The 25,900-nt window shown below is 64.6% G+C and carries 24 protein-coding genes; 2 read left to right on the top strand and 22 right to left on the bottom strand.

Features of this window, described 5'->3' with window-relative positions; all coding sequences use genetic code 11:
• Positions 1 to 6: 6 nt before the first annotated feature.
• From EK416_RS05440 to cbiE, 4 genes are read right to left on the bottom strand one after another with little or no spacing between them, the layout of a single operon-like run.
• Positions 7 to 1,347, bottom strand: coding sequence for a cobyrinic acid a,c-diamide synthase CobB (locus EK416_RS05440; protein ID WP_127076495.1), 1,341 nt, complete (start codon positions 1,345 to 1,347; stop codon positions 7 to 9).
• The gene (cobM, locus tag EK416_RS05435; protein ID WP_127076494.1) at positions 1,344 to 2,108 is read right to left on the bottom strand and encodes a precorrin-4 C(11)-methyltransferase; all 765 of its coding nucleotides are present in this window, start codon (positions 2,106 to 2,108) and stop codon (positions 1,344 to 1,346) included. The genes EK416_RS05440 and cobM overlap by 4 nt, the downstream gene beginning before the upstream one ends.
• Positions 2,105 to 2,524, bottom strand: a complete 420-nt coding sequence (locus EK416_RS05430; protein WP_127076493.1) for a cobalamin biosynthesis protein — start codon at positions 2,522 to 2,524, stop codon at positions 2,105 to 2,107. The genes cobM and EK416_RS05430 overlap by 4 nt, the downstream gene beginning before the upstream one ends.
• Positions 2,521 to 3,756: a precorrin-6y C5,15-methyltransferase (decarboxylating) subunit CbiE gene (cbiE, locus tag EK416_RS05425; protein WP_127076492.1), complete on the bottom strand. Its 1,236-nt coding sequence runs from the start codon at positions 3,754 to 3,756 to the stop codon at positions 2,521 to 2,523. The genes EK416_RS05430 and cbiE overlap by 4 nt, the downstream gene beginning before the upstream one ends.
• Positions 3,757 to 3,797: 41 nt before the next feature.
• Between cbiE and EK416_RS05420 the strand changes: the two genes are divergently transcribed.
• Entirely contained in the window at positions 3,798 to 4,577 is a 780-nt protein-coding gene (locus EK416_RS05420; protein ID WP_127076491.1) for a cobalt-precorrin-6A reductase, read from the top strand.
• On the opposite strand, the gene cobJ is transcribed toward EK416_RS05420, so the two are convergent.
• From cobJ to cbiB, 4 genes are all read right to left on the bottom strand, one after another.
• Entirely contained in the window at positions 4,544 to 5,308 is a 765-nt protein-coding gene (cobJ, locus tag EK416_RS05415) for a precorrin-3B C(17)-methyltransferase (RefSeq protein WP_127076490.1), read from the bottom strand. The two genes, EK416_RS05420 and cobJ, sit on opposite strands and share 34 nt — an antisense overlap.
• Entirely contained in the window at positions 5,305 to 6,063 is a 759-nt protein-coding gene (locus EK416_RS05410) for a precorrin-2 C(20)-methyltransferase (protein ID WP_127076489.1), read from the bottom strand. Before EK416_RS05410 ends, cobJ begins: the two co-directional genes overlap by 4 nt.
• Positions 6,060 to 6,707, bottom strand: a complete 648-nt coding sequence (locus EK416_RS05405; protein WP_127076666.1) for a precorrin-8X methylmutase — start codon at positions 6,705 to 6,707, stop codon at positions 6,060 to 6,062. Before EK416_RS05405 ends, EK416_RS05410 begins: the two co-directional genes overlap by 4 nt.
• A gap of 236 nt (positions 6,708 to 6,943) precedes the next feature.
• Positions 6,944 to 7,918 (bottom strand): adenosylcobinamide-phosphate synthase CbiB, encoded by a 975-nt coding sequence (cbiB, locus tag EK416_RS05400; RefSeq protein WP_127076488.1) that lies wholly within the window; start codon positions 7,916 to 7,918, stop codon positions 6,944 to 6,946.
• A gap of 29 nt (positions 7,919 to 7,947) precedes the next feature.
• On the opposite strand from cbiB, the gene EK416_RS05395 reads away from it, so the two are divergent.
• Complete coding sequence (locus tag EK416_RS05395; RefSeq protein WP_127076487.1) at positions 7,948 to 9,162, top strand: threonine-phosphate decarboxylase; 1,215 nt, start codon at positions 7,948 to 7,950, stop codon at positions 9,160 to 9,162.
• Positions 9,163 to 9,555: 393 nt separating this feature from the next.
• On the opposite strand, the gene EK416_RS05390 is transcribed toward EK416_RS05395, so the two are convergent.
• From EK416_RS05390 to EK416_RS05325, 14 genes are all read right to left on the bottom strand, one after another.
• Positions 9,556 to 9,783, bottom strand: a complete 228-nt coding sequence (locus tag EK416_RS05390) for a hypothetical protein (RefSeq protein WP_127076486.1) — start codon at positions 9,781 to 9,783, stop codon at positions 9,556 to 9,558.
• Positions 9,784 to 9,789: 6 nt separating this feature from the next.
• Positions 9,790 to 10,194 carry a methylmalonyl-CoA epimerase gene (mce, locus tag EK416_RS05385; protein WP_127076485.1) on the bottom strand — a complete coding sequence of 135 codons (405 nt, stop codon included), beginning with the start codon at positions 10,192 to 10,194 and terminating at the stop codon, positions 9,790 to 9,792.
• 25 nt (positions 10,195 to 10,219) lie between these two features.
• Positions 10,220 to 11,908 carry a ribonuclease J gene (locus tag EK416_RS05380; protein ID WP_127076484.1) on the bottom strand — a complete coding sequence of 563 codons (1,689 nt, stop codon included), beginning with the start codon at positions 11,906 to 11,908 and terminating at the stop codon, positions 10,220 to 10,222.
• 48 nt (positions 11,909 to 11,956) lie between these two features.
• Complete coding sequence (locus EK416_RS05375) at positions 11,957 to 12,700, bottom strand: biotin--[acetyl-CoA-carboxylase] ligase (RefSeq protein ID WP_127076483.1); 744 nt, start codon at positions 12,698 to 12,700, stop codon at positions 11,957 to 11,959.
• A 6-nt stretch (positions 12,701 to 12,706) separates the two neighbouring features.
• On the bottom strand, positions 12,707 to 14,185 hold the full coding sequence (gene nuoN, locus EK416_RS05370; RefSeq protein ID WP_127076482.1) for an NADH-quinone oxidoreductase subunit NuoN: 1,479 nt from the start codon (positions 14,183 to 14,185) through the stop codon (positions 12,707 to 12,709).
• Between the two features lie 2 nt (positions 14,186 to 14,187).
• Positions 14,188 to 15,726, bottom strand: coding sequence for an NADH-quinone oxidoreductase subunit M (locus tag EK416_RS05365; protein WP_127076481.1), 1,539 nt, complete (start codon positions 15,724 to 15,726; stop codon positions 14,188 to 14,190).
• Complete coding sequence (gene nuoL / locus EK416_RS05360) at positions 15,723 to 17,657, bottom strand: NADH-quinone oxidoreductase subunit L (protein ID WP_127076480.1); 1,935 nt, start codon at positions 17,655 to 17,657, stop codon at positions 15,723 to 15,725. The genes EK416_RS05365 and nuoL overlap by 4 nt, the downstream gene beginning before the upstream one ends.
• A 7-nt stretch (positions 17,658 to 17,664) precedes the next feature.
• Entirely contained in the window at positions 17,665 to 18,006 is a 342-nt protein-coding gene (nuoK, locus tag EK416_RS05355) for an NADH-quinone oxidoreductase subunit NuoK (protein ID WP_127076479.1), read from the bottom strand.
• Between the two features lie 4 nt (positions 18,007 to 18,010).
• Complete coding sequence (locus tag EK416_RS05350) at positions 18,011 to 18,613, bottom strand: NADH-quinone oxidoreductase subunit J (RefSeq protein WP_127076478.1); 603 nt, start codon at positions 18,611 to 18,613, stop codon at positions 18,011 to 18,013.
• 451 nt (positions 18,614 to 19,064) lie between these two features.
• Positions 19,065 to 19,556: an NADH-quinone oxidoreductase subunit NuoI gene (gene nuoI / locus EK416_RS05345; RefSeq protein ID WP_127076477.1), complete on the bottom strand. Its 492-nt coding sequence runs from the start codon at positions 19,554 to 19,556 to the stop codon at positions 19,065 to 19,067.
• A gap of 28 nt (positions 19,557 to 19,584) precedes the next feature.
• A complete protein-coding gene (gene nuoH / locus EK416_RS05340; protein ID WP_127076476.1) occupies positions 19,585 to 20,616 on the bottom strand; it encodes an NADH-quinone oxidoreductase subunit NuoH in 1,032 nt (343 codons plus the stop codon).
• On the bottom strand, positions 20,609 to 22,708 hold the full coding sequence (gene nuoG, locus EK416_RS05335; protein WP_127076475.1) for an NADH-quinone oxidoreductase subunit NuoG: 2,100 nt from the start codon (positions 22,706 to 22,708) through the stop codon (positions 20,609 to 20,611). Before nuoG ends, nuoH begins: the two co-directional genes overlap by 8 nt.
• A 618-nt stretch (positions 22,709 to 23,326) precedes the next feature.
• Positions 23,327 to 23,881 (bottom strand): GNAT family N-acetyltransferase, encoded by a 555-nt coding sequence (locus tag EK416_RS05330; protein ID WP_127076474.1) that lies wholly within the window; start codon positions 23,879 to 23,881, stop codon positions 23,327 to 23,329.
• Positions 23,882 to 24,165: 284 nt separating this feature from the next.
• Positions 24,166 to 25,776, bottom strand: a complete 1,611-nt coding sequence (locus EK416_RS05325; RefSeq protein ID WP_127076473.1) for an oleate hydratase — start codon at positions 25,774 to 25,776, stop codon at positions 24,166 to 24,168.
• Positions 25,777 to 25,900 lie beyond the last annotated feature (124 nt).

Here is a 25,900-nt window from a genome sequence, read left to right as displayed (position 1 = left end):
CAAGGCTCAGCTTTCGACGGCGATGGCATGGAAGAAGGTGCCGCTGACGTTTCCGCGCCGCGCGCCCCTCTCGGCGCAGGGCTCGCCGCGCGCATCCAGCGCGTCGAGCAGCGGCGCGTCGTCCACCGACAGAGTGGACGCATAATGAAACTCGTGGCCCCAGAGAGTGCCGCCGGTGCTTCCGAGCGCGCTTTCCGCCAGCAGCCGCGCGCGACGATAGCCGAGATGCAGCTTGCGCCTTGCGAAGCTCGTTTCGAGACCGAGCAGGCCCGCCATCGCGTGCCGCAAGCCGTCCGCGTCTTCCAGCCCCGCACCGAGCACCATATAGCCGCCGCACTCGCCATGAATGCGCGCGCCCCGCATGGCGGCTTCGTGAAGTCCGCCGAGAAAACGCGAGGCGGCGGCGAGGCGCCCGGCGTGAAGCTCCGGGTAGCCGCCCGGCAGCCAGACCGCGTCCGCTGATGCGTCGGGCGCTTCGTCGGCCAGCGGCGAGAAGAACAGGATTTCCGCGCCCGCGCCGCGCCAACCTTGCAGCATGTGCGGATAGAGGAAGGAAAAGGCGCTGTCCCTCGCCACCGCGATCCGCTGGCCCGGTGGCGGCAGCGGCGGCGCGGATGGCTCTGCCGCAAGCATGCACGGCGCGGCGCTCGCCTCGATGGCGTCGAGCGAAACCTGCGAGGCGACCTCATCCGCCAGCGTATCGAGCCAGCCGTCGAGATCCGCATGCTCGCCCGCCTGCACAAGCCCCAGATGCCGGTCCGGCAGCGCGATGGCCGCGCGCCGCCGCATCGCGCCGAGCACCGGTATACCGATCCGCTCCAGCGCGTCGCGGATGGGCCGCTCATGCCCATCGCTCGCCACGCGGTTCAGGATTACGCCCGCGAGCCGCACATCGTTGCGGTAGAGCTTGCAGCCCAGCGCCACCGCCGCCGCCGTTTCGGACTGCGCGGACACGTCGAGAACGAGCACCACCGGCCAGCCCGTGAGAGCGGCGAGGTCGGCCGTCGCGCCGCGCGCTGTTCGCCCTTCCGCCGCCACGCCGTCGAACAGGCCCATCACGCCTTCCGCGATGGTCATGTCAGCCGACGCGCCCGCTCGCGCGATAAGGCCGCCGATCAGACCGCGCGGCATCGCCCAGCTATCGAGGTTGAAGCTCGGGCGCCCGCAGGCTGCTTCGTGAAACGCGGGGTCGATGTAGTCCGGCCCGGACTTGAACGGCTGCACCGTGAGCCCGCGCCGCGTCAAGGCGCGCATCAGGCCAAGCGAGAGCGTGGTCTTGCCCGCGCCGGATCGCACGGCGGAAATGATGAGGCCGCGCGCTTCGGAGGGAGCGACCGGGCCGCTCATTCGCCGCGGCCTCGATAGCGCCGCTGATAGCCCGGATCGTAGAGCGAGCTTTCGCGGAAGTCCGTCGCGCCGAGAGAGCGGCCCACGAGGATCAGCGCCGTGCGGTCGATGGTGCCCGCTTCCGCCACCTTCGCGGCCAGATCGCCGAGCGGCGCGCGGATGATCGTTTCTTCCGGCCAGCTCGCGCGATAGACAACCGCCGCAGGGCAGTCCGGGCCGTAGAACGGGAGAAGTTCGCCGACCACCGTTTCGAGCGCGTGGATCGAAAGATGCACCGCGAGCGTGGCGCGCGTCGCGGCGAATGCGGCGAGCGTCTCTGTCTCGGGCATGGCCGACGCGCGGCCCGATGTTCGCGTCAGCACGACCGATTGCGCCACCTCCGGCAGCGTCAATTCCCGGCCGAGCGCCGCCGCAGCTGCCGCGAACGACGGGACGCCGGGCGTCACGGTATACGGAATGCCGAGTGCGTCGAGGCGGCGCGTCTGCTCGCCAAGCGCGCTCCAAACCGACAGGTCGCCGGAATGAAGCCGCGCGACGTCATGGCCCGCCGCCGTCGCGTCCACGATCTCGGCGATGATTTCGTCAAGCGACATGGGCGCGGTGTTGACGATGCGCGCACCGGGCGGGCAGTGGCCGAGGATCGCCTGCGGCACGAGCGAGCCCGCATAGAGGCAAACGGGGCAGGCCGCGATGAGGTCGCGGCCGCGAAGGGTCAGGAGGTCTGGCGCGCCCGGCCCGGCGCCGATGAAATGAACGGTCACTCGGTCTCTCCCGTAGCGGCGGCCGCTTTACCGATGGCGATGGCGCAGGCCGCTTCGCGGTTGGTGACGCGCGCGCAGAGGAGCCGCGCCCCCGGACCCGCCGCCGCAAGCGCCGTTGCCTCAGCGACGGAGGGGACGCCTTTTTCCGCGAGGACGCGTTCCGAGACGGTCAGCCCGGCCTCCGACGCTTCGGTCATATCTGCGGCGCTCACGAGCGCGACGCGCAGGCGAAGACGCTGCGCCGTTTTCAGAAATCCCGGCTCGGCGGCCTTATCCGCGAGCGTGGCGAGCGCGTCGAGCGAGCTTGCCTCGACGCCTGCCGCTTCAAGCGCCGCCGCGACAGCGCCGCCGATTGCGTCCGCGCCAGCGTTCTTGCGGAAGCCGAGCCCCGCGACGATGGTCGTCGTGCCCCTCATGACTTCACCGCGCGCCACTGCGTCACTGGCATCGCCGCACGCCAGCCGGTGAAGCTGCCGAGCGCGGTCGCGCGTGAAATCTCGATGCGGGTCAGCTCGCCGCCGCGCCGTTTGAACGCATCGACCAGCAACGCCTCGCTTTCGAGGGTGACGGCATTGGCGACGATACGGCCGCCGGGCTTCAGCGCGGCCCACGCGGCGTCGAAAACGCCTGCGTCCGTCAGCCCGCCCCCGATGAACACCGCGTCCGGTGAAGGCAGGCCCGCCAGCGCATCGGGCGCGCTGCCTTCGACCACGCGAAGATCCGGCGCGCCAAGTGCCAGCGCATTGCGCATCGCCCGCGCGGCCCGCTCCGCGTTCTCCTCGATGCCGACGGCACGCATCGACGGATGCCGCAGCAGCCACTCGATGGCGATGGAGCCGGAGCCGAGGCCGATGTCCCACAGGAGTTCGCCCGGCCGGGGCGCCAGCGCCGCCAGCGTGACGGAGCGCACCTCGCGCTTTGTCAATTGGCCGTCGCTCTCGAACAGCGAATCGTCGAGGCCGGGCGTCAGCGGCACGATGCGCGCGCCCGCTCCACCTGCAACTTCGATGGCGAGCACATTCAGCGCGGCGATGTTTTCGAGCGCGAAACTTTCTGCTGGCGTGCAACGGATGCGTTCTTTCGGCCCGCCCATCTCTTCCAGAACCGTGAGCGTGGACGCGCCGAAGCCGAGATCCGTCAGCAGCCGCGCGGCCTTCGCGGGCGTCGAACCATCCCAGGACAGCGCGAGGATGCGGGCACCGGGAAACAGATGCCGGGTCAGTCCTTCCAGCGCGCGCCCGTGCAGCGTGATCGTCGCAACGTCCTGCAGCGCCCACGCGAGGCGCGACGCCGCGAGGCTGAAAGACGACGGCTGCGGCAGGCAGAGAATTTCATCTGCGCTGGCGAATTGGGCGATCTGTTTGCCGACGCCATAATGAAACGGGTCGCCGCTCGCCAGAACACACACGGGACACCCGCGCCGCCTGGCAATCAGCGGGAAGGCGTCGGAAAGCGGGCTCGGCCATTGGAGCGTCTCACCCCGGATCAGCGGTGCCGCGAGCGCCAGATGCCGCGCGCCGCCGACCACCAGCTCGGCGCCCGAAACGAGCGCGCGCGCATGCGCCGTCAACCCGTCGACGCCGGCCTCGCCGATGCCGACGATGGACAGCCAGCGCAGAAGCGTGTTTGGTCGAAGCGTTTCCATCATGAAGCCCGTCGCGACTTTGCGACATTCCGTGAGAGTTCACGATGCGACTTCTCATCCTCGGCGGTACGGCCGACGCTTCCGCGCTCGCGAAATTGCTCGCGGGCGATGTGCGCTTCGAGCCAACGCTGTCGCTCGCGGGGCGCACCGTTTCGCCCGTAACGCCTCCCATCCCGTTCCGCATCGGCGGTTTCGGCGGAGCGGAGGGCCTCGCGACGTATCTTCGCGACGAGCGCTTCGACGCCATGATCGACGCCACCCATCCCTTTGCCGCGCGCATCTCCGCCAATGCCGTGAAGGCGGCGGAGGCGGCTCGTGTTCCACTCGCAAGCCTCGTGCGTCCCGCATGGGCGCTCAGTGAAGGCGACCGCTGGATTTCCGTTCCCTCGCCCGAAGCCGCTGCCGCCGCTCTCGGCGACGCACCGCGCACCGTGTTCCTCACCGTGGGGCGGCTCGAACTCCCGGCTTTCGCCGCCGCGCCTCAGCATCGTTATGTGGCCCGCGTGATCGACCGGCCCGAGGGCGTGCCGTTGCCGCCGGACCTTGCCTTTATCGAGGCGCGCGGCCCCTACGACGCCGAAGCCGAGTTGCGCCTGATGCGTCAAGGCGGATTCGATGTGATCGTGTCGAAGAACTCGGGCGGCGCGGCCACATGCGGCAAGATCGAGGCCGCCCGCGCGCTCGGCCTGCCCGTTGTGATGATCGAGCGGCCCGACAAGCCTGCGGGCCATGTGCTCGGCTCCGCCAAAGAAGCGGTGGCATGGCTCGAAACGCTGCTCGCCGCGCGCGATCATTCCGGGGCGCGCTCCGACCGCGGCGTGTAGACCCAGGGCCGCGCGCCGCCATCGCGTTCGATGAGCCTTGTTGTGCTAGCGCCGATCATGACGAGCGTTCGCATGTCTACGATGGAGGGGTCTGCCTCGGCCAGCGTCGTCACTGTCACGCGTGCGTCCGCCGTGCCAGCCGCGCGTACGAAGAGCACGACCGTTTCGCCCGCCTTCACGTCGCGCAGAATGTCGAATGCGTGGCCCAACTGATGCGGCCGCGCGAGCGACTTCGCGTTGTAAAGCGAGATGACGAAATCGGCCTCAGCCGCCGCGCGAAGACGGCGCTCCACCGTGGCCCAGCTTTTGAGATTGTCCGAGAGCGAGATTGCGCAGAAATCGCCGCCGAGCGGTGCGCCGACTGCTGCGGCCACCGCCAGCATCGCGGTCACGCCCGGTTCGACGCGGATATCGAGCGCGCGCCAGGCGGGATCGCCCGCGTCCACCGCCTCGAAGATCGCCGCCGCCATGGCGAACACGCCCGCATCGCCGCCGGAGACGACGGCAACGCGGTGCCCCAGAGCCGCAAGTTCCAGCGCATGGCGCGCGCGGTCGATCTCCACGCGGTTGCCGGACGCGTGGCGCGTCTGCCCTTCGCGCTGCGGCACCCGGTCGAGATAGAGGCCGTAGCCGATGAGGTCGGTCGCCTCGGCCAGCGCGAGGCTGGCGGCAGGCGTGGTGTAGGCCGCGTCTCCCGGCCCGACGCCAACGATGACGAGCGATCCCGTCATATCCGCCTCCCGTTACCGGGGATAAGGATGATGGTGAAATAGGGAGCCGTTTCCGCCTGTATCTCGGCCAGCGGCAGGATGCGCTCGCCCGGCATGGTGCCGCGCTCTACGTAAATCGCGCGGTCGAGAACCCCGGCGGCGGCTATTGCGCGGCGTACCTTTGCGAGGTTACGACCGACCTTCATGATGGCGGCGGCGTCCGTGTCGGCAAGACGGCACGCGAGCGTCGCCTCGTCGAGCGTGCCAGGCAGCACCGTCAGCACGTCGTCGCCCCAGGTGAGCGGCGTGTTGGCCTTGGCCGCGCAGCCTGAAATACCGATGACGCCGGGCACGATCTCCACCGCGAAATCGCGCTCCAGCCTGCGCCACATATGCATGAACGAGCCGTAGAAGAACGGGTCGCCTTCGCCCATCAGCCCGACCGATTTGCCCGCGCGAAGCAGATCCGCCAGCTTTTCCGCCGACGCCTCGTAGAAATCGCGCATGGGTTCGTCATAGGCGCCGTCGCCGACCGGCGCTTCGGTCGTGACCGGGTAATACAGTGTCAGTTCCTCGCGGCCGGTCTCGATCAGCGGCGCGGCGACGGTGCGGGCGCAGCTGTTGCGGCCCTCTTTGGCAAAGCACGCGAGCACATCGACAGAGCGGATCAGCCCCGCCGCGCGCAGCGTGAGATAGCGCACGTCTCCCGGCCCGACGCCGATGCCGTAGAGCGTCCCGCCAACCGCGCCGCCCATGATCGCATCGAGCGCGCTCATTCCTTCTCGCTCGCGAGCGCATTGACGGCGGCGGCGGCCATCGCGCTTCCGCCCCGTCTTCCCTTCACCACGAGATACGGCACGCGGCCGTCGGCGGCGAGCGCGTCCTTCGACTCCGCCGCGCCGACAAAGCCGACCGGCGTACCGATGATGGCGGCAGGCGCGGGCGCGCCTTCGTCCAGCATTTCAAGGAGCCGGAACAGCGCGGACGGCGCGTTGCCGATAGCGACCACCGCGCCTTCGAGATGCGGCAGCCAAAGCTCCATCGCGGCGGCGGAGCGCGTGTTGCCGATGGTCTTCGCAAGCTCGGGCACGCTCTCGTCGGCAAGCGTGCAGATCACGTCATTGTCGGCGGGAAGGCGCGCGCGCGTGACGCCGAAGGCTACCATGTTCGCGTCGCAGAGGATCGGCGCGCCCTTGAGCAGCGCCTCGCGCGCGGCGGCGGCGAAGCCCGGCGACATGTCGAGGTCGTTCACCACATCGACCATCCCGCAGGCATGGATGATGCGCACCGCGACCTTCGCCTCAAGCTCGTCGAAGCGCGAGAGGTCGGCCTCGCTGCGGATGATCGAGAAGGAGCGGCGATAGATCTCGGCTCCGTCGCGGATATAGTCCCGCGGAGCGGGCTTCTGGTCGTCAGTCATCGATTTCGGGGCGGACATGGACAGGGCTCGGCTCAGTCGGATCGGCTCAAGGGATCGGCGTGGCGCTCCGTCAAAAAATGCAGTTAGCCAATGCGCGCGCGGGCTGTCAAACGCAATCGGGGCGGGTGGAATGCCACAGCGTCGATACGCGGCCGCGAAACGATCTGCAAAAGGAGCCGCGGGGTTTGCGACAGGATCATGCTCAAACGGAAGCCTGAAGCGTGCTTCTGATTTCGTCAAAGCGCCGTGAAAGCGACAACCGTCGCCGCGAGCGCATTCGCCTGAATGAGGCAGGCGGTGCGATAGAGACGCAAAGCCGCGCGGATATCGTCCGCAGTGAGCGCGGCACGCCCGTCGCCCATCCACGCGTCATCGACGGGCGTGCCGCCATAGATGCGCGGGCCGCCGAGCTTGAAGCCGAGCGCGCCAGCCATGGCGGCTTCCGGCCAGCCCGCGTTCGGCGAGCGATGGCGGCGTGCGTCCCGGAACACCGCGCGCGCGGCGTCCACGGCGGAGGCGGAAGGCTGAAGCAGCGCGGCAAGCGTAAGCCACAGCGCCGCAAGCCGCGATCCGGGCAGGTTCAGGAGATCGTCGAGCCGCGCGGACGCCCAGCCGAAGGCGAGGTAGCGCTCGGATTTGTGGCCGATCATGCTGTCGGCGGTGTTCGTCGCCTTGTAGAGAGCCGCGCCGGGAAGGCCGCCCAGCGCAAGCCAGAACAGCGGCGCGACAACGCCGTCTGAGAAATTTTCTGCAAGGCTTTCCACAGTGGCGCGGCAGACGCCCGCCTCGTCGAGCGCGGACACGTCGCGGCCGACAAGGAACGTTACAGCCTCGCGCCCGCCATCGAGACCGTCCGCCTCAAGCCGGTCGGCGACGGCTTCCACGTGCTCCGCCAGACTTCGCTGCGCGAGAAGGGAACTCGCGAAAATTCCGCCCACCACAGCGGCGGCAAGCGGGGGCAGGGCGCTTTCGAGCGCGGCCCATAAACCGGCGCTGACCGCGACCGTCGCACCGAGCACCAGCGCGATGGTGACAAGCCCCCCCGCTCGACGCTTGCCGAACGACCACGCGGGGCGGTTCAAGTTGCGGTCGCACCATGATAAGAGTGCGCCGATCCATGTCACCGGATGCCCCACGGCGCGGAACAGCGCGGGCGGATATCCTGCTGCGGCTTCAACCAGGAGCGCGATGAGGGCGAGCGTGACGAACATGATCCGAAAGGCGAAAGCGCGGACGCGCGATGAAGAGTAACGCTCCTATAGATGAAGCCGCGACTGCGGGAAAGCCGCACGAGCGGCGCCTCGCTCTGGCGCAAGGCGATGCTCCGGCGCATGGCGTCATTCCCCATGGCGGCGCGCTCGACGAAGCGCAGCGCCGCTGGCCGAAGGCGCCGCAACCGTGGATCGATCTTTCGACCGGCATCAATCCCGTCGCCTATCCTTTGCCCGCGATCGGCGCGGGGCTATGGACGCGCCTGCCGCTGGCCTCCGAAGAACGCGCGCTGCGGCAGGCGGCTGCGGCGCGTTACGGCGCGATGAGCGCCGACAATGTCGTCGCGGCTCCCGGCACGCAGGCATTGATCCAGATCCTGCCGAGGCTCGTCGCGTCGTCTCGGCAGCCGCTGCAAGGCGCCGGGGGGACCGACATCGCAGGCGCTCGGTCATGGGTGGCCGTGCTTTCTCCAACCTATGCCGAGCACGCGGCGGCGTGGCGGCGCGAAGGCCACGACGTGCGCGAGGTGACGTCGCTGGCGGAGGCGCAGGGGGCCGCCGCCGTCATCGTCGTCAACCCCAACAATCCGACCGGGCGGCTGATCGCAGCCGACACGCTCGCGGAATGGGCGACATCGCTTGCCAGGCGCGGCGGCCTGCTCGTGGTCGATGAAGCCTTCGTGGATGTGGTGGATACAAACGCAAGCCTCGTCAGGAGGCTGCCGCCGTCGACCATCGTGCTGCGCTCGTTCGGCAAGATGTATGGTCTCGCCGGTGTGCGCCTCGGTTTCGCCATCGCGGAACCCGCGCTTGCCGCGCGGCTTGTCGGCATGCTCGGCCCATGGGCCGTGTCCGGCCCCGCGCTCGCCATCGGAACGGCGGCTCTCGACGACAGCGCGTGGCTTGAAGCGGCCCGTGCGCGCCTCGCCGCCGATGCCGCCCGGCTTGATGCGCTTCTGGTGAGGGCTGGATGCGTGATTGCCGGCGGCACGCCCCTTTACCGCCTTGCCGTATGCGCGCCGGATCGCCCCCCATTTGAAAGCGTTCCGTTGAGGACGAATGAGACGATTCCGGCGCAAGGCAGAGCGAACGCCGGGACCAACACCGCGTTGGCGCTCGTGAACCGTCTTGGCGAGCATGGCATTCTGGTGCGGCGCTTTGCTTATGAGCGCTCGTGGCTCCGTTTCGGCATTCCGGGCAGTGAGGAAGCTTGGCAACGTCTCGAAAGCGCGCTCTGCCCCTGATCTGCAGGCGAGCGCTCCAGGGCACAGGTCTCAAGAGCGTTGTTTGTGGCTGTGAGGTTGTGCCCATTGAATAAGGCACGAACGCGAAAGCACATCCCGTAGGCAAGCGAAGTACGCCATTACCAGGCAAGAGGGAACGATTTAACGCCTCGGCAGGCTATTTGCGTATTTTTTCGCCTTGTTGCCCAATAGTAGAAGTGACAACCTCTGCGTTTTTTGCTAGTCTGCCATAACAATTTGACATGGGAATCGGATGGCTGAGCACAGAACGAGGCGCGGCGCCCAGGTCTAGGGAGGAAAACGGCTTGCGCTGTCCCCAAGGGCGCGGGCTGCTTAAAAAACATAAAAGCCAGCAGCAGTGCCTAAGGCAGCAAGTTTCCTTGCTGCCTTTTTTTATTGCCCGGCGAGGAAGGTGCCGGTGCCGATGATGCCGAGCGAAATCGCCTCATGCAGCGCCACGACGAACAGCGTCGCAACTACGGTCGCCAGCACGATGGGGCCGATCAGATATTTGCCCCGCGCCGGAATCTCGCCATGGACAGCGATCTTTCGGGGAATGCTGAAAAGGAACACAACCCACCAGCACGTGAGAAAGAACGCAATCGCCAGCAGGATGTTCATGGCGCCTTACCTCTGCTCAAGTTCAACGAGCGTGCCGCAGAAATCCTTCGGGTGAAGGAAAAGCACCGGCTTGCCATGTGCGCCGATCTTCGGCTCGCCGTTGCCGAGCACGCGCGCGCCCTTCGCCACAAGCCTGTCGCGCGCGGCGAGGATGTCGTCCACCTCGTAGCAAATGTGGTGGATGCCGCCGTCGGGGTTCTTTTCAAGGAACTTCGCCAGCGGCGAACCCTCGCCCAGCGGCTCCAGAAGCTCGATCTTGGTATTCGGCAGCGTGATGAAGATCGTGGACACGCCGTGGTCCGGCTGTGGCACGGTTTCGGAAACCTCCGCGCCGAGTGTCTCGCGATAGACGGCCGCGGCAGAATCCAGATTCTTCACGGCAATCGCAACGTGGTTCAAGCGTCCGATCATGCGACGGTCCTCATGTTTTGCGCGGTTAAAGCACGGAAACGAGCACCGAGCAAAGCGGCTTCTTGCCCCAAACGAGGCGCATCTCGGCGCGCACCGAGCGCGTCACCGCGTCGCGAATCAAGGCGGGGTCCTTCCGCCTCGGGCGCGGGATGCTCTCCACCGCGTTGTAGACGGCGGACAGGGCGCGCTCGCTTATCGGCGAGCCTTTGGCGTCGCGCGCGGGAAGCCCTGCCATGCTGACGACGGGGTTAGCCGCGAGATCGCCGCTGCGCGAAATGACCACCGACACCGCCACATAGCCGTTCCACGAAAGCCGCCTGCGTTCGGTTACGCAAGGGTCGTCCGCGTCGAGCACGAGATTGCCATCGCGGTAAAGCCGCCCGACCGGCACGCCGCTGTCTGCGATGTGCGGATGCTGCGGCCCGACATGCACGAGCTTTCCGTCGCGCACGCCGCGAAGCGTCATGAGGCCATGACCTTCGGCGAAGGTGGCGTGGGCTTCGAGGTGGCGCGGTTCGCCATGCATGGGGATGACGTATTGCGGCCGTGTGAGCCGGTACATGCGCGTGAGTTCGCCCCGGCGCGGGTGGCCGGACGCGTGGATCGGTCCCTCGTGCGCTTCCGTGATGATCGAGATGCCGCGATCCGCGAGCTGGTTCTGGATGCGGATCACCGAGTCTTCGTTGCCGGGAATGGTGCGCGAGGAGAAGATGACGCTGTCGCCCTGGTCGAATTTCACGAAAGGATGTTCGCCCTTCGCGATCCGCGCCAGAGCCGCTTGCCCCTCGCCCTGACTGCCGGTAACGAGCGCGAGAACCTTGTCGCGCGGAATCGACGGGAACGCATCCTGATCGGAATAGGTCAGATGCTCCGGCCAGAGACCGGAATCGCGCGCGGCCTCCACGATCCGGTGCATGGCGCGGCCGACCAGCACGACCTCGCGGCCGGCGGCGCGCGCGGCTTCCGAAATCGAAATCAGCCGATTGACGTTCGACGCGAAGGTGGTGAGCGCGACGCGGCCCTTCTGGCGGCCGATGACGAGCTTCAGATTGTTCGCGACCACTTCTTCCGTGACGCTGATGCCCTCGACGAGCGCGTTCGTACTGTCGCAGATCAGCGCGCGCACCCCCTCGTCGCCGAGCCGTGCAAGCTTCGCCTCGTCGCTCGGATCGCCATAGGCGGGAGTGTCGTCGAATTTCCAGTCGCCCGTGTGGAGCACATTGCCAGCGGGCGTGCGCAGGAACACCGAATTGCACTCGGGGATGGAGTGCGCCATCGTGACGAGGTCGATGTCGAAGCGTCCGATATTGAAGCGCGACCCCTGCGCCATCTCGACGATCGGCACTTCCGAGCCGTGGCTGTGCTCCTGAAGTTTCGAGCGCAGGAGATGGGCGGCGAATTTCGTCACGTAGACGGGCGCGCGCAGCTTCGGCCACATCTCCGCGACAGCGCCGATATGATCTTCATGCGCGTGGGTGATGAGGATGCCCGCGAGGTTCTGTCGATCGTTTTCGATGAACCGCAGGTCGGGCAGAACCACATCCACCCCAGGCTCCGAATCGTCGGGGAAGGTGATGCCGCAGTCGATCATCAGCCACTGGCGGTCTTCCTCGGTTCCCAGTCCGTAAAGGTAGACGTTGAGGCCAATTTCACCGATGCCGCCGAGGGGTAAAAATACGAGTTCGGAATTGGCAGGCGTTCCTGTCACTGTCATTCTTTTTATGGTTTCCAACAAAGGGAGTTATGTCGCTGGCCCAGTCGGTCAGCGAAGCGCATCCGGATAAATGTCGCCCGCGGTGACGGTCATGACAACCCCCGCCTCGGTGGTAAGCTTCAATGCGCCGTTATCGTCGACGCCGGAAAATCTACCGCGAATAATAGAACTGTTCAAATTTACGCTGATTGTCTCATTGAGCGCCAGCGCGCGAGCAAGCCACGCTTCCCGGATTGCCGGAAAGCCGCGCCCCTCATTCCACTGCGCGATCCGGCGTTCGAGCGCATCCGCGAGCGATTCGAAAACATCCTCGACGGATGACGGCGAAAGCGCGAGCGAGGCGACAGAGCGGCCTGTGTCGGCGGGCGGAGCCGCAACATTGATTCCGATACCGAGGATAACGGCGAGGCCATCCGCAACGGTAACGCTCTCAAGCAGAAGACCAGCCAGTTTCACGCCGTCGAGCATCAGGTCGTTCGGCCATTTGAGACGCAGGCGCGAAGCCTTGTCCTGCGAAAGAAAGGCCGAGGCGGCATCGTGCGCGGCGAGACCCGCCACGAAGGAAAGCTGCGTCGCGGTTGCCGCGCTGACCTTCAGCGTGATGGCAAGCGTCGCGTAGAGGTTCCCTCCGGGCGACTTCCACTGCCGCCCCGCGCGGCCGCGCCCACGGGTCTGCACCTCGGACACGACCCAGAATGGCGCTTTCAGGCCGGAAGCAAGCCGCCGCAGCGCCTCCTCATTCGTGGAATCGATGCTTTCGAAGCGTAAGACCGGTGTATCGCTTGGCGTCATCGAGCCTCAGAAGAACGTGCGCGAGGCTGCGTCGGCTGCAAGCTTGAGCGGGCTCGGATAGAGGAAGAACAGAAGCGTGAACGCGGCGGTGATGCCGAGCGTGATCTTCACGGATGGCGCAATCGGCTCGAAGGTTTCACCCTTTTCGTCGAAATACATCACCTTCACAACCCTCAGATAATAGTAGGCGCTGATCACTGAAAGCACGACGCCGACGATGGCGAGCCAGTAAAGCTGCGCCTGAACGGCTGCATTGAACACGTACAGCTTGGCGAAGAAACCGGCGAGGGGGGGAATGCCCGCGAGCGAAAACAGCAGCATCGCGAACAGGAAGGCGAACAGCGGCTGATCTTTGGACATGCCCGCGAGATCGGAGATGTTTTCACTGTATGCCGTGCGGCCGCTGCGCATTCCGAGCACGCAGGCGAAGGCTCCGGCGGTCATGGCGAGGTAGATCGCAAGATAGATCAGCACGCTCGACACGCCCTCGGCGGCGGCGCCGCCCGGAACGGCTGCGGCAAGGCCGACAAGCGCATAGCCGACGTGTCCGATGGACGAATAGCCGAGCAGGCGCTTGATGTTCTTCTGTCCGATGGCGGCAAAGGCGCCGAGCGCCATGGATGCAACCGAAATCGCGATGACGATCTGCTGCCATTGCTGCGTCGCGTCGGGGAAGGCGGTCAGCACCACGCGAATGAGCATGGCCATGGCCGACATCTTCGCGGCAGTGGCGAAGAAGGCGGTGACGGGCGTCGGCGCTCCTTCGTACACGTCGGGCGTCCACATGTGGAACGGCACCGCCGCGAGCTTGAAGGCAAGCCCGGCGAGAATGAAGACGAGGCCGAAGACGAGGCCCACCGATGCGCCGCTCGCATGCACCGCTTCGGCGATGCGCGCGAAGTTCGTCGCGCCCGTATAGCCGTAGACGAGCGACGAGCCATAGAGCAGCAGGCCGGACGAGAGGATGCCGAGGATGAAATATTTCAGGCCCGCTTCGGTCGAGCGCAGATGATCGCGATGAAAGGCGGCGAGCACGTAAAGCGCGAGGCTCTGGAATTCGAGAGCGAGATAGAGCGAAATCAGGTCGTTCGCCGAGATGGTCAGCATCATACCTGCTGTCGCCAGCAGGATCAGAACCGGATACTCGAAGCGCAGGATGCGCTCGCGGCGCAGATAATCGAGCGAGAGCAGGATCGCGAGCGCCGCGCCCGCGAGCGTCAGGATCTTCATGAAGCGGGCGAAGCCGTCATCCACGAACGCGCCGTTGAAAAGTTCCTGCGCGAGCGACGGCTGACGCGCGACGAGCACGATCGCGCCGAGGAGAACGCCGACAGCGACAATGCTGATGGAAAGCCCCGCCGGGTAGCGATTGTACACGCCCCACAGGAGGAGCACGAAGGCCGCCAGCACGACGAACAGTTCCGGGTAGATCGGCGCGTAGCTCGAAAGCATGGTGGAAGCTCTGGTGAAAGCGTCGGACAGCATCGTCACCGCCTGTTCTCAAGTTCGGCGAACGACTTCGCCACAGCGCCCGTGTCGGCTTTCGCCTGAAGTTCTTTCTGATACGGCTGGATCATCGCCTTGACCGATCCGCTCGTCATGTCGAGCACCGGTTTCGGATAGAAGCCGAGCACGATCGTGAGGATCAGGAGCGGAGCCATGATGCCGATCTCGCGCGGCCCCATGTCCTTGATCGTGGCGAGCGACGGCTTTTCGAGCTTGCCGAAGATCATCTTGCGATAGAGCGTCAACGCGTAGACAGCCGAGAGGATGAGGCCGAAGCAGGCGAAGAACGCGGCGACCGTGTTCGCCTCGAAAGTGCCCATCAGCGTCAGGAACTCGCCGATGAAGCCGCTCGTGCCGGGCAGCCCGACATTCGCCATGGTAAAGACCATGAAGAAGAAGGCGTAGATCGGCATGCGGTCGGCGAGCCCGCCATAGGCTGCGATTTCGCGGGTGTGCATGCGGTCGTAAACGACGCCCACTGCAAGGAACAACGCGCCGGACACGATGCCATGGCTGATCATCTGGAACACCGCGCCCTGCACGCCCTGCTCTGTGCCGGAAAACACGCCGATGGTGACGAAGCCCATATGCGCGACCGACGAATAGGCGATGAGCTTCTTCATGTCCTTCTGCGCGAAGGCCACGAGGGATGTGTAGATGATCGCGGCGGCGCCGAGCGTGAACATCAGCGGCGCGAACTGCACCGACGCATCCGGGAACATCGGCAGCGAGAAGCGGATGAAACCATAGCCGCCCATCTTCAGGAGGATCGCCGCCAGCACGACCGAGCCCGCCGTCGGCGCTTCGACGTGCGCGTCCGGCAACCAGGTGTGAACCGGCCACATGGGCAGCTTCACCGCGAACGAGGCGAGGAAGGCGAACCAGAGCCACGCCTGCACATTGACGGGGAAATCGTATTTCAGGAGCGCCGGGATTTCGGTCGTCCCCGCCATGCCGTACATGACGAGGATCGCGATCAGCATGAACAGCGAGCCGAGCAGCGTGTAGAGGAAGAACTTGAAGCTCGCATAGACGCGGCGCGGCCCGCCCCACACGCCGATGATGATGAACATCGGGATAAGCCCGCCCTCGAAGAACAGGTAGAACAGCACGAGGTCGAGCGCGCAGAAGACCCCGATCATCAGCGCTTCGAGGATCAGGAACGCGATCATGTATTCCTTCACGCGCACCGTGATCGATTTCCAGCTCGCGAGGATCGTCAGCGGCATGAGGAAGGTCGTCAGGATCACGAAGGGCAGCGAAAGCCCGTCGACGCCGACGTAATAGGTGATCGTGTTCGACAGCCACGGCCGGTGCTCCACGAACTGGAAGCCCGGATTGGCATAGTCGAAGTCGGTCAGAAGGATGAGCGACAGCGCGAAGGTGACGACGGTCGTCCACAGCGCGATCCAGCGCGCATTCTTCAGCGCGGCTTCATCGGTGCCACGAAGGACGGCGAGCAGGAGCGCGCCGATGACCGGCAGCAGCATGAGCGTCGTCAGAATGGGCCATTCTTTCATAGGGTGAACAAAGCCCCGCGGTAAAGGTAGGCGAACCAGGTGATGAGGACCGTCACGCCGATGAGCATGACGAAGGCGTAGGTGTAGACGAAGCCGGTCTGGATGCGGACGACGCGTTTTGTGGTCGCGACCACGCTGGCGGCGACGCCGTCGGGGCCGAGCCCGTCGATGAGCGCGCCGTCGCCGTATTTCCAAAGGACGCGGGCGATCCAGCGCGTGGGCCGCACGAAGATCCAGTCATAAAGCTCGTCGAAGTACCACTTGTTGTAGAGGAAGGCGTGGACCGGCTTGAAGGTCTTGACGGTCCAGGCCGGAATTCCGGGCGAGGCGATATAGGCCCAGTAGGCGACGCCGAAGCCCGCAGCCATCACGATGGTCGGCAGCCACTTCATGAAGGCGTCGGCCACATGCGGCTCGTGCCAGCCGTGCAGGAAGAACAGCGATCCGCGCCAGAACTGCGCGTAGTCCGCGCCGACGAAGTACGGTGCGAAGATGAGCCCCGCGAACAGCGCGCCGGCGGCGAGGATCAGAAGCGGTCCCGTCATTACGGGCGGCGATTCATGCGCGTGCTCGAAGGCGTGATGGTCCTTCGGCTCGCCGTAGAACGCCATGAAGATCAGCCGCCATGAGTAGAACGACGTGAGGAAGGCGGCGAAGATCAGCATCCAGTAGACGATGTGACCGACCGAGGAATGCGAGACTTCCGCCACCTCGATGATCATGTCCTTCGAGAAGTAGCCCGCCGTGAAGGGAAAGCCCGTGAGCGCCAGCGTGCCGATCACCATCATGCCGAAGGTGAACGGGATCGCCTTGCGCATGCCGCCCATCTTGCGAAGATCCTGCTCGCCGTGAAGCGCGTGGATCACCGAACCGGCGCCGAGGAAGAGCAGCGCCTTGAAAAAGGCGTGCGTGAAAAGGTGAAACACCCCCGCGCCGTAGGCCGAAAGCCCGAGCGCCACGAACATGTAACCGAGCTGCGAGCAGGTGGAATAGGCGATGACGCGCTTGATGTCGTTCTGCGCCATGCCGACGGTGGCCGCGAAGAATGCGGTGATCGCGCCGACGCAGGTCACAACGAGCAGCGCAACCGGCGCCAGTTCGAACAGCGGAGAAAGCCGCGCAACCATGAACACGCCCGCCGTTACCATGGTGGCGGCGTGGATGAGGGCGGAAACCGGCGTCGGGCCTTCCATCGCATCGGGCAACCACGTGTGCAGCAGGAACTGCGCCGACTTGCCCATCGCGCCCATGAACAGGAAAAGGCAGATAAAATCGAGCGCGGGCACCTGATAGCCGAAGAACGGAATGGTCGTGGCCTGATGCTCCTTCGCGGCGGCGAAAATCGTGTCGAAGTTCACGTCGCGGAAAATGAACCAGATCGCGAAGATGCCGATCGCGAAGCCGAAGTCGCCCACGCGGTTGACGACGAACGCCTTGATCGCCGCCGCATTCGCGCTTTCGCGATGGTACCAGAAGCCGATCAGCAGATAGGACGCGAGGCCCACGCCCTCCCAGCCGAAGAAAAGCTGCACGAGGTTGTCGGCGGTCACAAGCGACAGCATCGCGAAGGTGAACAGCGACAGATAGGAGAAGAACAGCGGCTGGCGGTCGTCGTCGGACATGTAGCCGACGGAGTAGATATGAACGAGCGCCGAGACGGTGTTGACCACCACGAGCATGACGGCGGTCAGCGTGTCGATCCGCAGCGACCACGATGTTTGCAGATCGCCGACGCCGATCCATGGGAACAGCGTGACGCGCGCCTCCTGTCCGAGCACTCCGACCTGATAAAGGGCCAACCACGAAAGGGCCGCCGAGACGAGCACGAGAGCGCTTGTCAGAAAACCGGAGTTCTTGTCGCCGAGCGTGCGCCCGAAAAAGCCGGCACTGAGCGCACCGATCAGCGGAAGTAGGACGATGGCCTGATACATGCCCGCCTCAGCCTTTCATCGAGTTGATGTCGTCAACGGCGATGGAGCCGCGGTTCCGGTTGTAGATGACGATGATGGCGAGCCCGATCGCGGCTTCGGCCGCCGCGACGGTCAGCACCATCAGCGCGAAGATCTGGCCCGTGAGATCGTTCAGATAGGCCGAGAACGCGACGAGGTTCACGTTTACGGCCAGGAGCATCAGCTCGACGGACATCAGGATGATGATGACGTTCTTCCGGTTCAGGAAGATGCCGAACGCGCCGAGCGTGAACAGGATGGCGGCGACGGTGAGATACTGCTGGAGTGCGATGCCGGTCGCGGCCTCCACGGGTGAGATCGTGTTCAGCATGGTCTCAGGAGATCCCCTTCCCGGTTTCGACTTTAACCACTTCGATGGCATCCTCGCGTCTGCGTCCGACCTGGCGCGCGATGGTCTGCCGTTTCGAGTCGGAGCGGTGACGGAGGGTCAGCACGATAGCCCCGATCATTGCGACGAGAAGCACGAGCCCGGAAAGTTGGAAGAAATAGAGGTAATCGGTGTAGAGGACGCGTCCGATGGCCTCGGTATTGGTGACGTGTTCGCCTGTAACCGGTCGGAACGCACCCGGCGCAACCGAGAAGCCCCCCACCACAAGGATGAGTTCGGTCACAAGCACGAGCCCGACCAGAATGCCGATCGGCAGATATCGGCTCATGCCCTTCCGCAATTGAACGAAGTCGATGTCGAGCGTCATCACGACGAACAGGAACAGGACCGCGACCGCGCCCACATAGACGATGACGAGGATCATCGCGAGGAACTCGGCGCCGAGCAGAACGAAAAGCCCCGCCGCGTTCAGGAAGGCGAGGATGAGAAACAGCACGGAATGGACCGGATTTCGCGCGGAAATGACCATCGCGCCCGATGAGATGAGCACGATGGAAAACAGATAGAAGAAGTATCCAGCGATTGTCATGCGCGGCCGATCTCGAAATGTGCGGCGTTAGCCGTGGAAGACATTGTTCGTGCTCTGGATCACGCCGCCAGGCGGCGCAACCCGTCCCTTCGTTCAAGCTCGACAGCGGGCCGGTGATCTGCCTCGCAAATCGATCTTTCGGAACACCCTTCGTCTTTGCCGACTTCGAGGCATCCCTGTTTCTGCCGATCGCGTCTGCTCCGAGGCATTTCGGCCTGACGGCAGATCGATCTCGTGTGAACCCCCTTATGTCCCCATCCGGGTCTTGCCCACTTGCCGGACGGCGGCGTTCCTGCGGCGAGGGGGAGAAGAAACATCGCTCATGGCAGACCACACTCCCCCGCCCCTCGTCGAAGGAGAGCAATTCGATTTACGCGCCTTTTTCGCCGTGTCAGGCGCTAAACGCGCGAGCCTGTGAGTGGAGACATTCGGATGTTACTGTCAGTAACGGTTAACGGTAGGGCGCATCGAGTTCAATGTTTTTTGCTAGAACGCGCTCCCATCTGTCCCCATTCGCAAGCAGTTTTTCCTTGTCGTACAGCAATTCCTCTCGCGTTTCTGTGGCAAACTCGAAATTCGGTCCTTCGACGATGGCATCCACCGGGCAGGCTTCCTGGCAGAAGCCGCAATAGATGCATTTCACCATGTCGATGTCGTAGCGTGTCGTGCGGCGCGTGCCGTCGTTGCGGCGCGGCCCCGCCTCGATGGTGATGGCCTGCGCCGGGCAGATGGCTTCGCACAGCTTGCAGGCGATGCAGCGTTCCATGCCGTTCGGGTAGCGGCGCAGCGCGTGTTCGCCACGAAAGCGGGGCGAGAGCGGGTTCTTCTCGAACGGATAGTTGATCGTCGCTTTCGGCGCGAAGAAATACTTCATGGCAAGCCATGTCGCGACGAGAAACTCGCCGAGAACCGCTGATCTCAAAGACTGGCCGAAGCCGCCCATGCAGGTACTCCCTTGGGAAAAGCCCGCGCTAGCGCGCGAGACCTCCGAATTGCAGAACCGCCGCCACAACCACCACCATCGCGAGCGACGTGGGCAGGAAGATCTTCCAGCCGAGCCGCATCAGCTGATCGTAGCGGTAGCGGGGCACGATCGCCTTCACCATCGCGAACAGGAAGAAGACGAAGCAGAATTTCAGCACGAACCAGATAATGCCCGGCACCCAGGTGAAGGGCGCCACCTCGAAAGGCGGCAACCATCCGCCCATGAAGAGGATCGTGGCCAGCGCGCACATCACGGTGATCGCGACGTATTCGCCGAGCATGAAGAGAAGATAGGGCGTCGACGAGTATTCGACCATGAAGCCGGCTACGAGTTCCGATTCCGCTTCGGGAAGATCGAAGGGCGGGCGGTTCGTCTCTGCCAGTGCCGATATGAAGAACACCACGAACATCGGAAACAGCGGCAGCCAGTACCAGCCGAACAGGCCGTAGTCGCTGCGTTGCGCCTCGACAATGCCGGACAGGTTCATCGTGCCCGCGCAAAGGAGCACCGTCACCAGTATGAAGCCGATGGACACCTCGTACGAAACCATCTGTGCGGCCGAACGCAGCGCGCCGAGGAACGGATATTTCGAATTTGAAGCCCAGCCGCCGATGATGATGCCGTAGACGCCGAGCGACGAAATCGCGAAGAGGTAGAGAATGCCGACATTCAGATCTGATACCACCCAGCCGTCCGCTACGGGGATCACGGCCCAGCCCGCGAGCGCGAGCACGGTGGTGGCGAGCGGCGCCAGCAGGAACAGCGTCTTGTCGGCTCCCGCCGGGATGACCGGCTCCTTTACGACGAATTTCAGGAAGTCTGCGAAGGATTGCAGGAGCCCGTAGGCACCGACGACGTTCGGGCCGCGCCGAAGCTGCACCGCCGCCCAGATCTTGCGGTCCGCCAGCAGCAGATACGCGATGAACAGGAGCAACGCGACGAGCGTAAGAAGGCTCTGACCGAGGATAAGCGCGGTCGGAAAGCCGTAGTTACTCCAGAGTGTGCTCCAGTCAGCCATCGGCGCCAGCAAGTCCCTGCTCGTATTCCTGATGCAGCGCGGAAAGCTCGGCGAGCACCGCCGAAGATCGCGCTATCGGGTTCGTCTGGTAGAAATCTTCGATGAAAACGCCAAGCGGCGCATCCGGCAGCGGCGGCACGTCGCCGAGCTTCAGCTCAAGCGGGCCAGGCTCTACGGTGTCGATGGCGGCGAGATGGGGATGCGCCTTGTAAAGCGCTCTGCGCAACGAGCCGAAACAGTCGAAAGGAAGCTTCGCGCCGAGATGCTCCGAAAGCGCGCGGAGAATGGTCCAGTCCTCGCGGGCATCGCCGGGCGGGAAGATCGCGCGCTCGCCAAGCTGAACGCGGCCCTCGGTGTTGACATACGTGCCGTTTTTCTCGGTGTACGCGGCGCCTGGCAGGATGACGTCCGCGATGCGCGCGCCCGAGTCGCCGTGCGACCCCTGATAGATCACGAAGGCGTCGCCGGTGCGGCTCACGTCGAACTCGTCTGCGCCGAGGAGATAAAGGACTTCGATGTCGCCGCTTTGGGTGCCTTCGAGAATGCCTGCCGTGTCGAGACCGCCTTCTCCGGGCAAGAAGCCGATGTCGAGGCCGCCGACGAGCGCGGCGCTCGTGTGGAGGATCGAGAGCGGGTTCCATCCCGCTTCCTCACGTCCCTTGATCGCCGCTGCCGCGATCTCCGCGGCCTTCGCCAGCACGGCATAACCGGCGTCATCCGAAAGCGCTTCCTGCCCGACGATGATGAGCGGATGCGTCGCTTCGGATAGCGCCTTCATCACCGCGTTATCCGGCTTTGCGATCTCGTCGAGCACCGCCAGCGAATTGCCGAGCCACTCGTAAGGGTAGGTCAGGTCGACCTCGGGGCCGATCAGGCCGATACGGGCGTGATTGTGCAAATAGGCGCCGCGAATACGCGCGTTGAGCACGGCGGCTTCCTTGCGCGGGTTCGTCGCCACGAGAAGGATGACGTCGGCTTTCGAGACGCCGGCGATAGTCGCGTTGAACAGGTAGCTGCCGCGCCCATGCTTCGGGTGGAGTTTCTGGCTGTGCTGGCGGCAATCCATGTTCGGCGAACCGAGAAGCTCCAGCAGCGTCTTCAGTGCGAACATGTCCTCGACGGAGGCAAGGTCGCCCGCGATCGCGCCGACTTTCCGCGCGCCGGCCTTCTCGATCTGCGCGGCGATCTCGGTGAACGCCTCGTACCACGACACTTCCTCAAGCACGCCGTCGCGGCGCATGTAGGGGCGGTCGAGCCGCTTCTTCTTGAGCCCGTCGACGAGCGCGCGTGATTTGTCGGACAGCCATTCCTCGTTCACGCCGTCGTGGTTGCGCGGCAGGATGCGCAGCACCTCGCGGCCGCGGCTGTCGATGCGAATATTCGAGCCGAGCCCGTCCATCACGTCGATGGATTCGGTCTTGCGCAATTCCCAGGGCCGCGCCTGGAATGAATAGGGCTTCGACGTCAGCGCGCCGACGGGGCACAAGTCGACGACGTTACCGCTGAGTTCCGAGTGAAGTCCGCGTTCGAGATAGGTGGTGATCTCCATGTCCTCGCCGCGGCCTATGGCGCCAAGCTCCGGCACGCCCGCGACTTCGGACATGAAGCGGACGCAGCGGGTGCACTGGATGCAGCGCGTCATGAAGGTCTTGATGAGCGGCCCGAGATATTTTTCTTCGACGGCGCGCTTGTTCTCGCGATAGCGGCTGCCTTCGCTGCCGTAATACATCGCCTGATCCTGAAGATCGCATTCGCCGCCCTGATCGCAGATCGGGCAATCGAGCGGATGATTGATCAGCAGGAACTCCATCACGCCTTCGCGCGCCTTCTTCACCATCGGGGAATCGGTGAAAATCGTGGGCGGCGTGCCGTCACGGTTCGGCCTCAAATCGCTGACATTCATCGCGCAAGATGCCATCGGCTTCGGCATGCCCGCGACTTCCACAAGGCACATCCGGCAGTTGCCCGCGATGGACAGCCGCTCATGATAGCAGAAGCGCGGGATCTCCGCGCCGGCCAGCTCGCATGCCTGCAGAAGCGTTATGCCGTCTTCGACCTCGACTTCATTGCCGTTGATGTTCAGCTTCGGCATTTTTGTCCTTTGTTGGCCCAACCCCCGGACGCCTTTATGTCATCAAGGGGCTGCGCGCGGCAACGGTTAACTAAGAGAAATTGCAAACAGAGTGCCTCCACGAGCTGTTTTTAGAACAAGTCGTCGCGCGACCTAAAAGCGCACCCTTTCGCAATGATTATTTGACGGACGATATGCCTAAGAGACGTGCCGCGATTGCTCTTATCGCAGGCACGGCAAAGAGCAAGCCGGTCGCCCATCAACCCTTGTCACGTATCGGTGAGACGCGAGTCGGGAGATTCGCGAGCCGGTGCCGCGTCCCGAGCCTCAGCCACACCCCCCTTCGAGCGCGATGCCGTTTCTTGCGAACGCGGCACAGCTCTCGGTAACAATCTTTATCCTAGATGGGCGTCGCCATTCCAATGATTTCGCACATGGAACGCTGAAATGCCGGACTTTTATTCCGGCCCGCGCATTGGGGCGGCGGCGTCGGTCGCATTCAAGCCCATGAGCCGCTCTGGAAATCACCTTCGCATCGGTTTGCGGACGCCATCGCCCGCGCGGGCGATGGCAGCGATTTCTGGTCTGGCTCTCGGAGAAAACGGGCCAATCCGGGGTGAAATGTCAGATCTTGAGCCGCTACGCCGCGTCCTCGGCGAGCGCTGGCGCGCTCTGGCCTAGGTCGCTCAATTCGCGCATGCCGCGAATAAGGCCGCTGTACTCTTCCAGCGCACCGGGAACGAGTTCGGCGTAAAGCAGCCGCGCCGGATCGACCGGCCCCGGAAGCTCCAAGCGGCCGAGCGGTATGGGGCGAAACCCGGCGCGCACGTAATAGGGCAGGTCGCCCACGAGGATAACCAGCCGATAGCCGAGGTCTTTCGCCTGTTTGAGCCCGTACAGCATCAGCCGAAGGCCGAGACCGTTGCTCTGATGATCGCCCGATACGATCAGCGGGCCGAGCAGCAGAGCGCCCGGCACGCCGCCGACGGAGATCGGCGTCAGGTCCAGCGCGCCGACGATTTCGCCGTCGAGCTCCATGCAGAAATTCAGCAGCGGATCGCGCGCCGCCCGCTCGCGGACGCGATAGGCGGTGCGGGCGAAACGACCCGGCCCGAAGGCGCATTCGTTCAGGTATAGAAGGGCTTGTTGATCGTCAGGCGTTTGCAGCCGGATCGTGGCGGACGGCATCGTCATCGCGAACCTGTTCTCAGAAAGACCGGGGAGGACAGCGGCGGCTTGCGGCGTTTTGCACGCGCAGGCTCACGCAAGGCGCGATCGTCGTCGGCTTTCGAAGGATGACAGGGGATGTGCGTCCGGTTCGGTCATGCGCCTGCCCATAACACGATCACGCGCGCGCGTAAACAGCAGTGCCGGTTGAATGCTTCCGCAGGCAAGCTCGGCGCGGATTCATTTCGGAATCCGGCGCCGGACGAGGCAAAGTTCGCCTGATGCTCTCTGTCCCGAAAAATCCCGGTCCTTCAACTCGTAAGCGACATGAATGCCTTGTACAGCACGACCGGGTTGTGGTGCCCCTTGTAAACCGGCGGCGGCGCCTTATCGAGCTGTAGCAGCGAGTAGACCGCCGTCTGTGCCGAACGCACGGAATATTCGACCGTGAACACGGTATCGTCGGAAAGCTCGCAAAACTGCCCGGCAAAGGCGAGGTTCCACCAGCCCTTCGGCATCACATGCGGCCGGTCGCCCGGCGCGCGCGTCAGGAACTCCGACATGATGTAGGGCATCGCGCGCGGAATGACGATGGCGTTATCCAGAACCCGGGCGGCCTTGTCCTCCGCGTTGAGGTGGCCCAGCACCTCCATCATGATCTCGCGGCCGGTACACTCCGCCATGGGCTTCTTCACGAAATTGCCGGGGCGGTCGACGCTGAGCCCGTAGCCCCAGAAGACTTCGACGCCATAAGGCTGGCCGATGAAATGCGGCTGCTGGGGCAGGGTGATGGAAAGGAGCCAGCCCGAGTCGGCGAAGGTGATCAGACCGCCTTCGCCCGGCACGTTGCCGGTGAAGCTTTTCACGAGCTGGAAGAACGCCGGATCGCGCATCGTGCCCGTGAAAGACACCCATTTGGACTGATCGACGCGGTTGTCGAACGCCGCCGGCTTGCCGAACTCCGGACGTCCTTCGGCGATCTTTTCCCACAGCCGCCATGCCGCGCCGCGCCGGCCCGGCTCGAATGGCGCGGGCTTGTCCATGGCGCCGGTGGATGCCGAGTCGATCATCGAGCCCAGCGTGATGATGGTGTAATCGTTCGAGTCGAGTTTGACCTCCTCGATCGCGCCGTCCTTTTCCAGAATGAGAGCAGAGGGGCGCTGCGCGTCCTCGATGCGCTCGAAGCGGATGTCGGTGACCGCGGCGCCCGTCTTGTAGCGGACGCCGCGCTGATCGAGCCAGCGCGCGAGCGGCCGCACCATGGTGTCGTACTGGTTATAGGGCGTGCGCATGAAGCCCTGAAGGCGGCTGAAGCCCGGCATCATGTGGACGAAGCGCATCAGATAGCGTTTCATCTCCACCGCGCTGTGCCACGGCTGGAAGGCGAAGGTCGTGGCCCACAGCGTCCAGAAGCCGGTCGAAAAGAACGCCTCGTCGAAGTGATCCCTGACCGCGCTCGAACCGAGCACGCTTTCGGGGCTCAGCGCGATGTCGATGATGGCGAGGCGATGCTCTTCGCTGAGGCCGAATGCGGGCGATTCGACCTTCTCGCCGCCGCGCACGATGCGCGCATGCGCGTTCGTCTTCAGCGCCTCGTTGCAGGCGAAAATCTCCTGCGTGACCGAACGCGAGCCGTCGAGCGAAGGAATGGTCGAGAACAGATCGAACGTGCAGACATAATGGGGTTCGAGCACGCGGCTGCCGCGCGCCACATAACCCGTTTCGACGGAGCCCGCTTGATCGAGGCTGCCGCCGGGCCTCGGCTGGTCGCCGTAGATGGCGATGTTACGTCCGGCGATCTTGCCGTCGCGGATGAGGAAAGCGGCGGCCGCGAGGGACGATATGCCTGCGCCGATGAGATGAAAACGGGCCTCGTGAGGATTGGGAAAGTCGGACTTTTCCGTTTGCGGTTCTATGCTCAAGGCCGGGCTCCATGGGTCGCAAATCGCGCGTCGATTGCGAATGAAGCAAACTATTCTTGCTGTCGGCTTGAAGCAATCGGTTCGGGTGTCGCGATAACGCAAAAGTCACCGCAAAGTCTCCGGC

It is taken from the genome of Rhodomicrobium lacus (assembly GCF_003992725.1).
In the GTDB taxonomy this organism is placed as follows: Bacteria; Pseudomonadota; Alphaproteobacteria; order Rhizobiales; family Rhodomicrobiaceae; genus Rhodomicrobium; species Rhodomicrobium lacus.
Note: the sequence above shows the minus strand (reverse complement) of the source record. Positions and strands in the feature narration are given on the sequence as shown.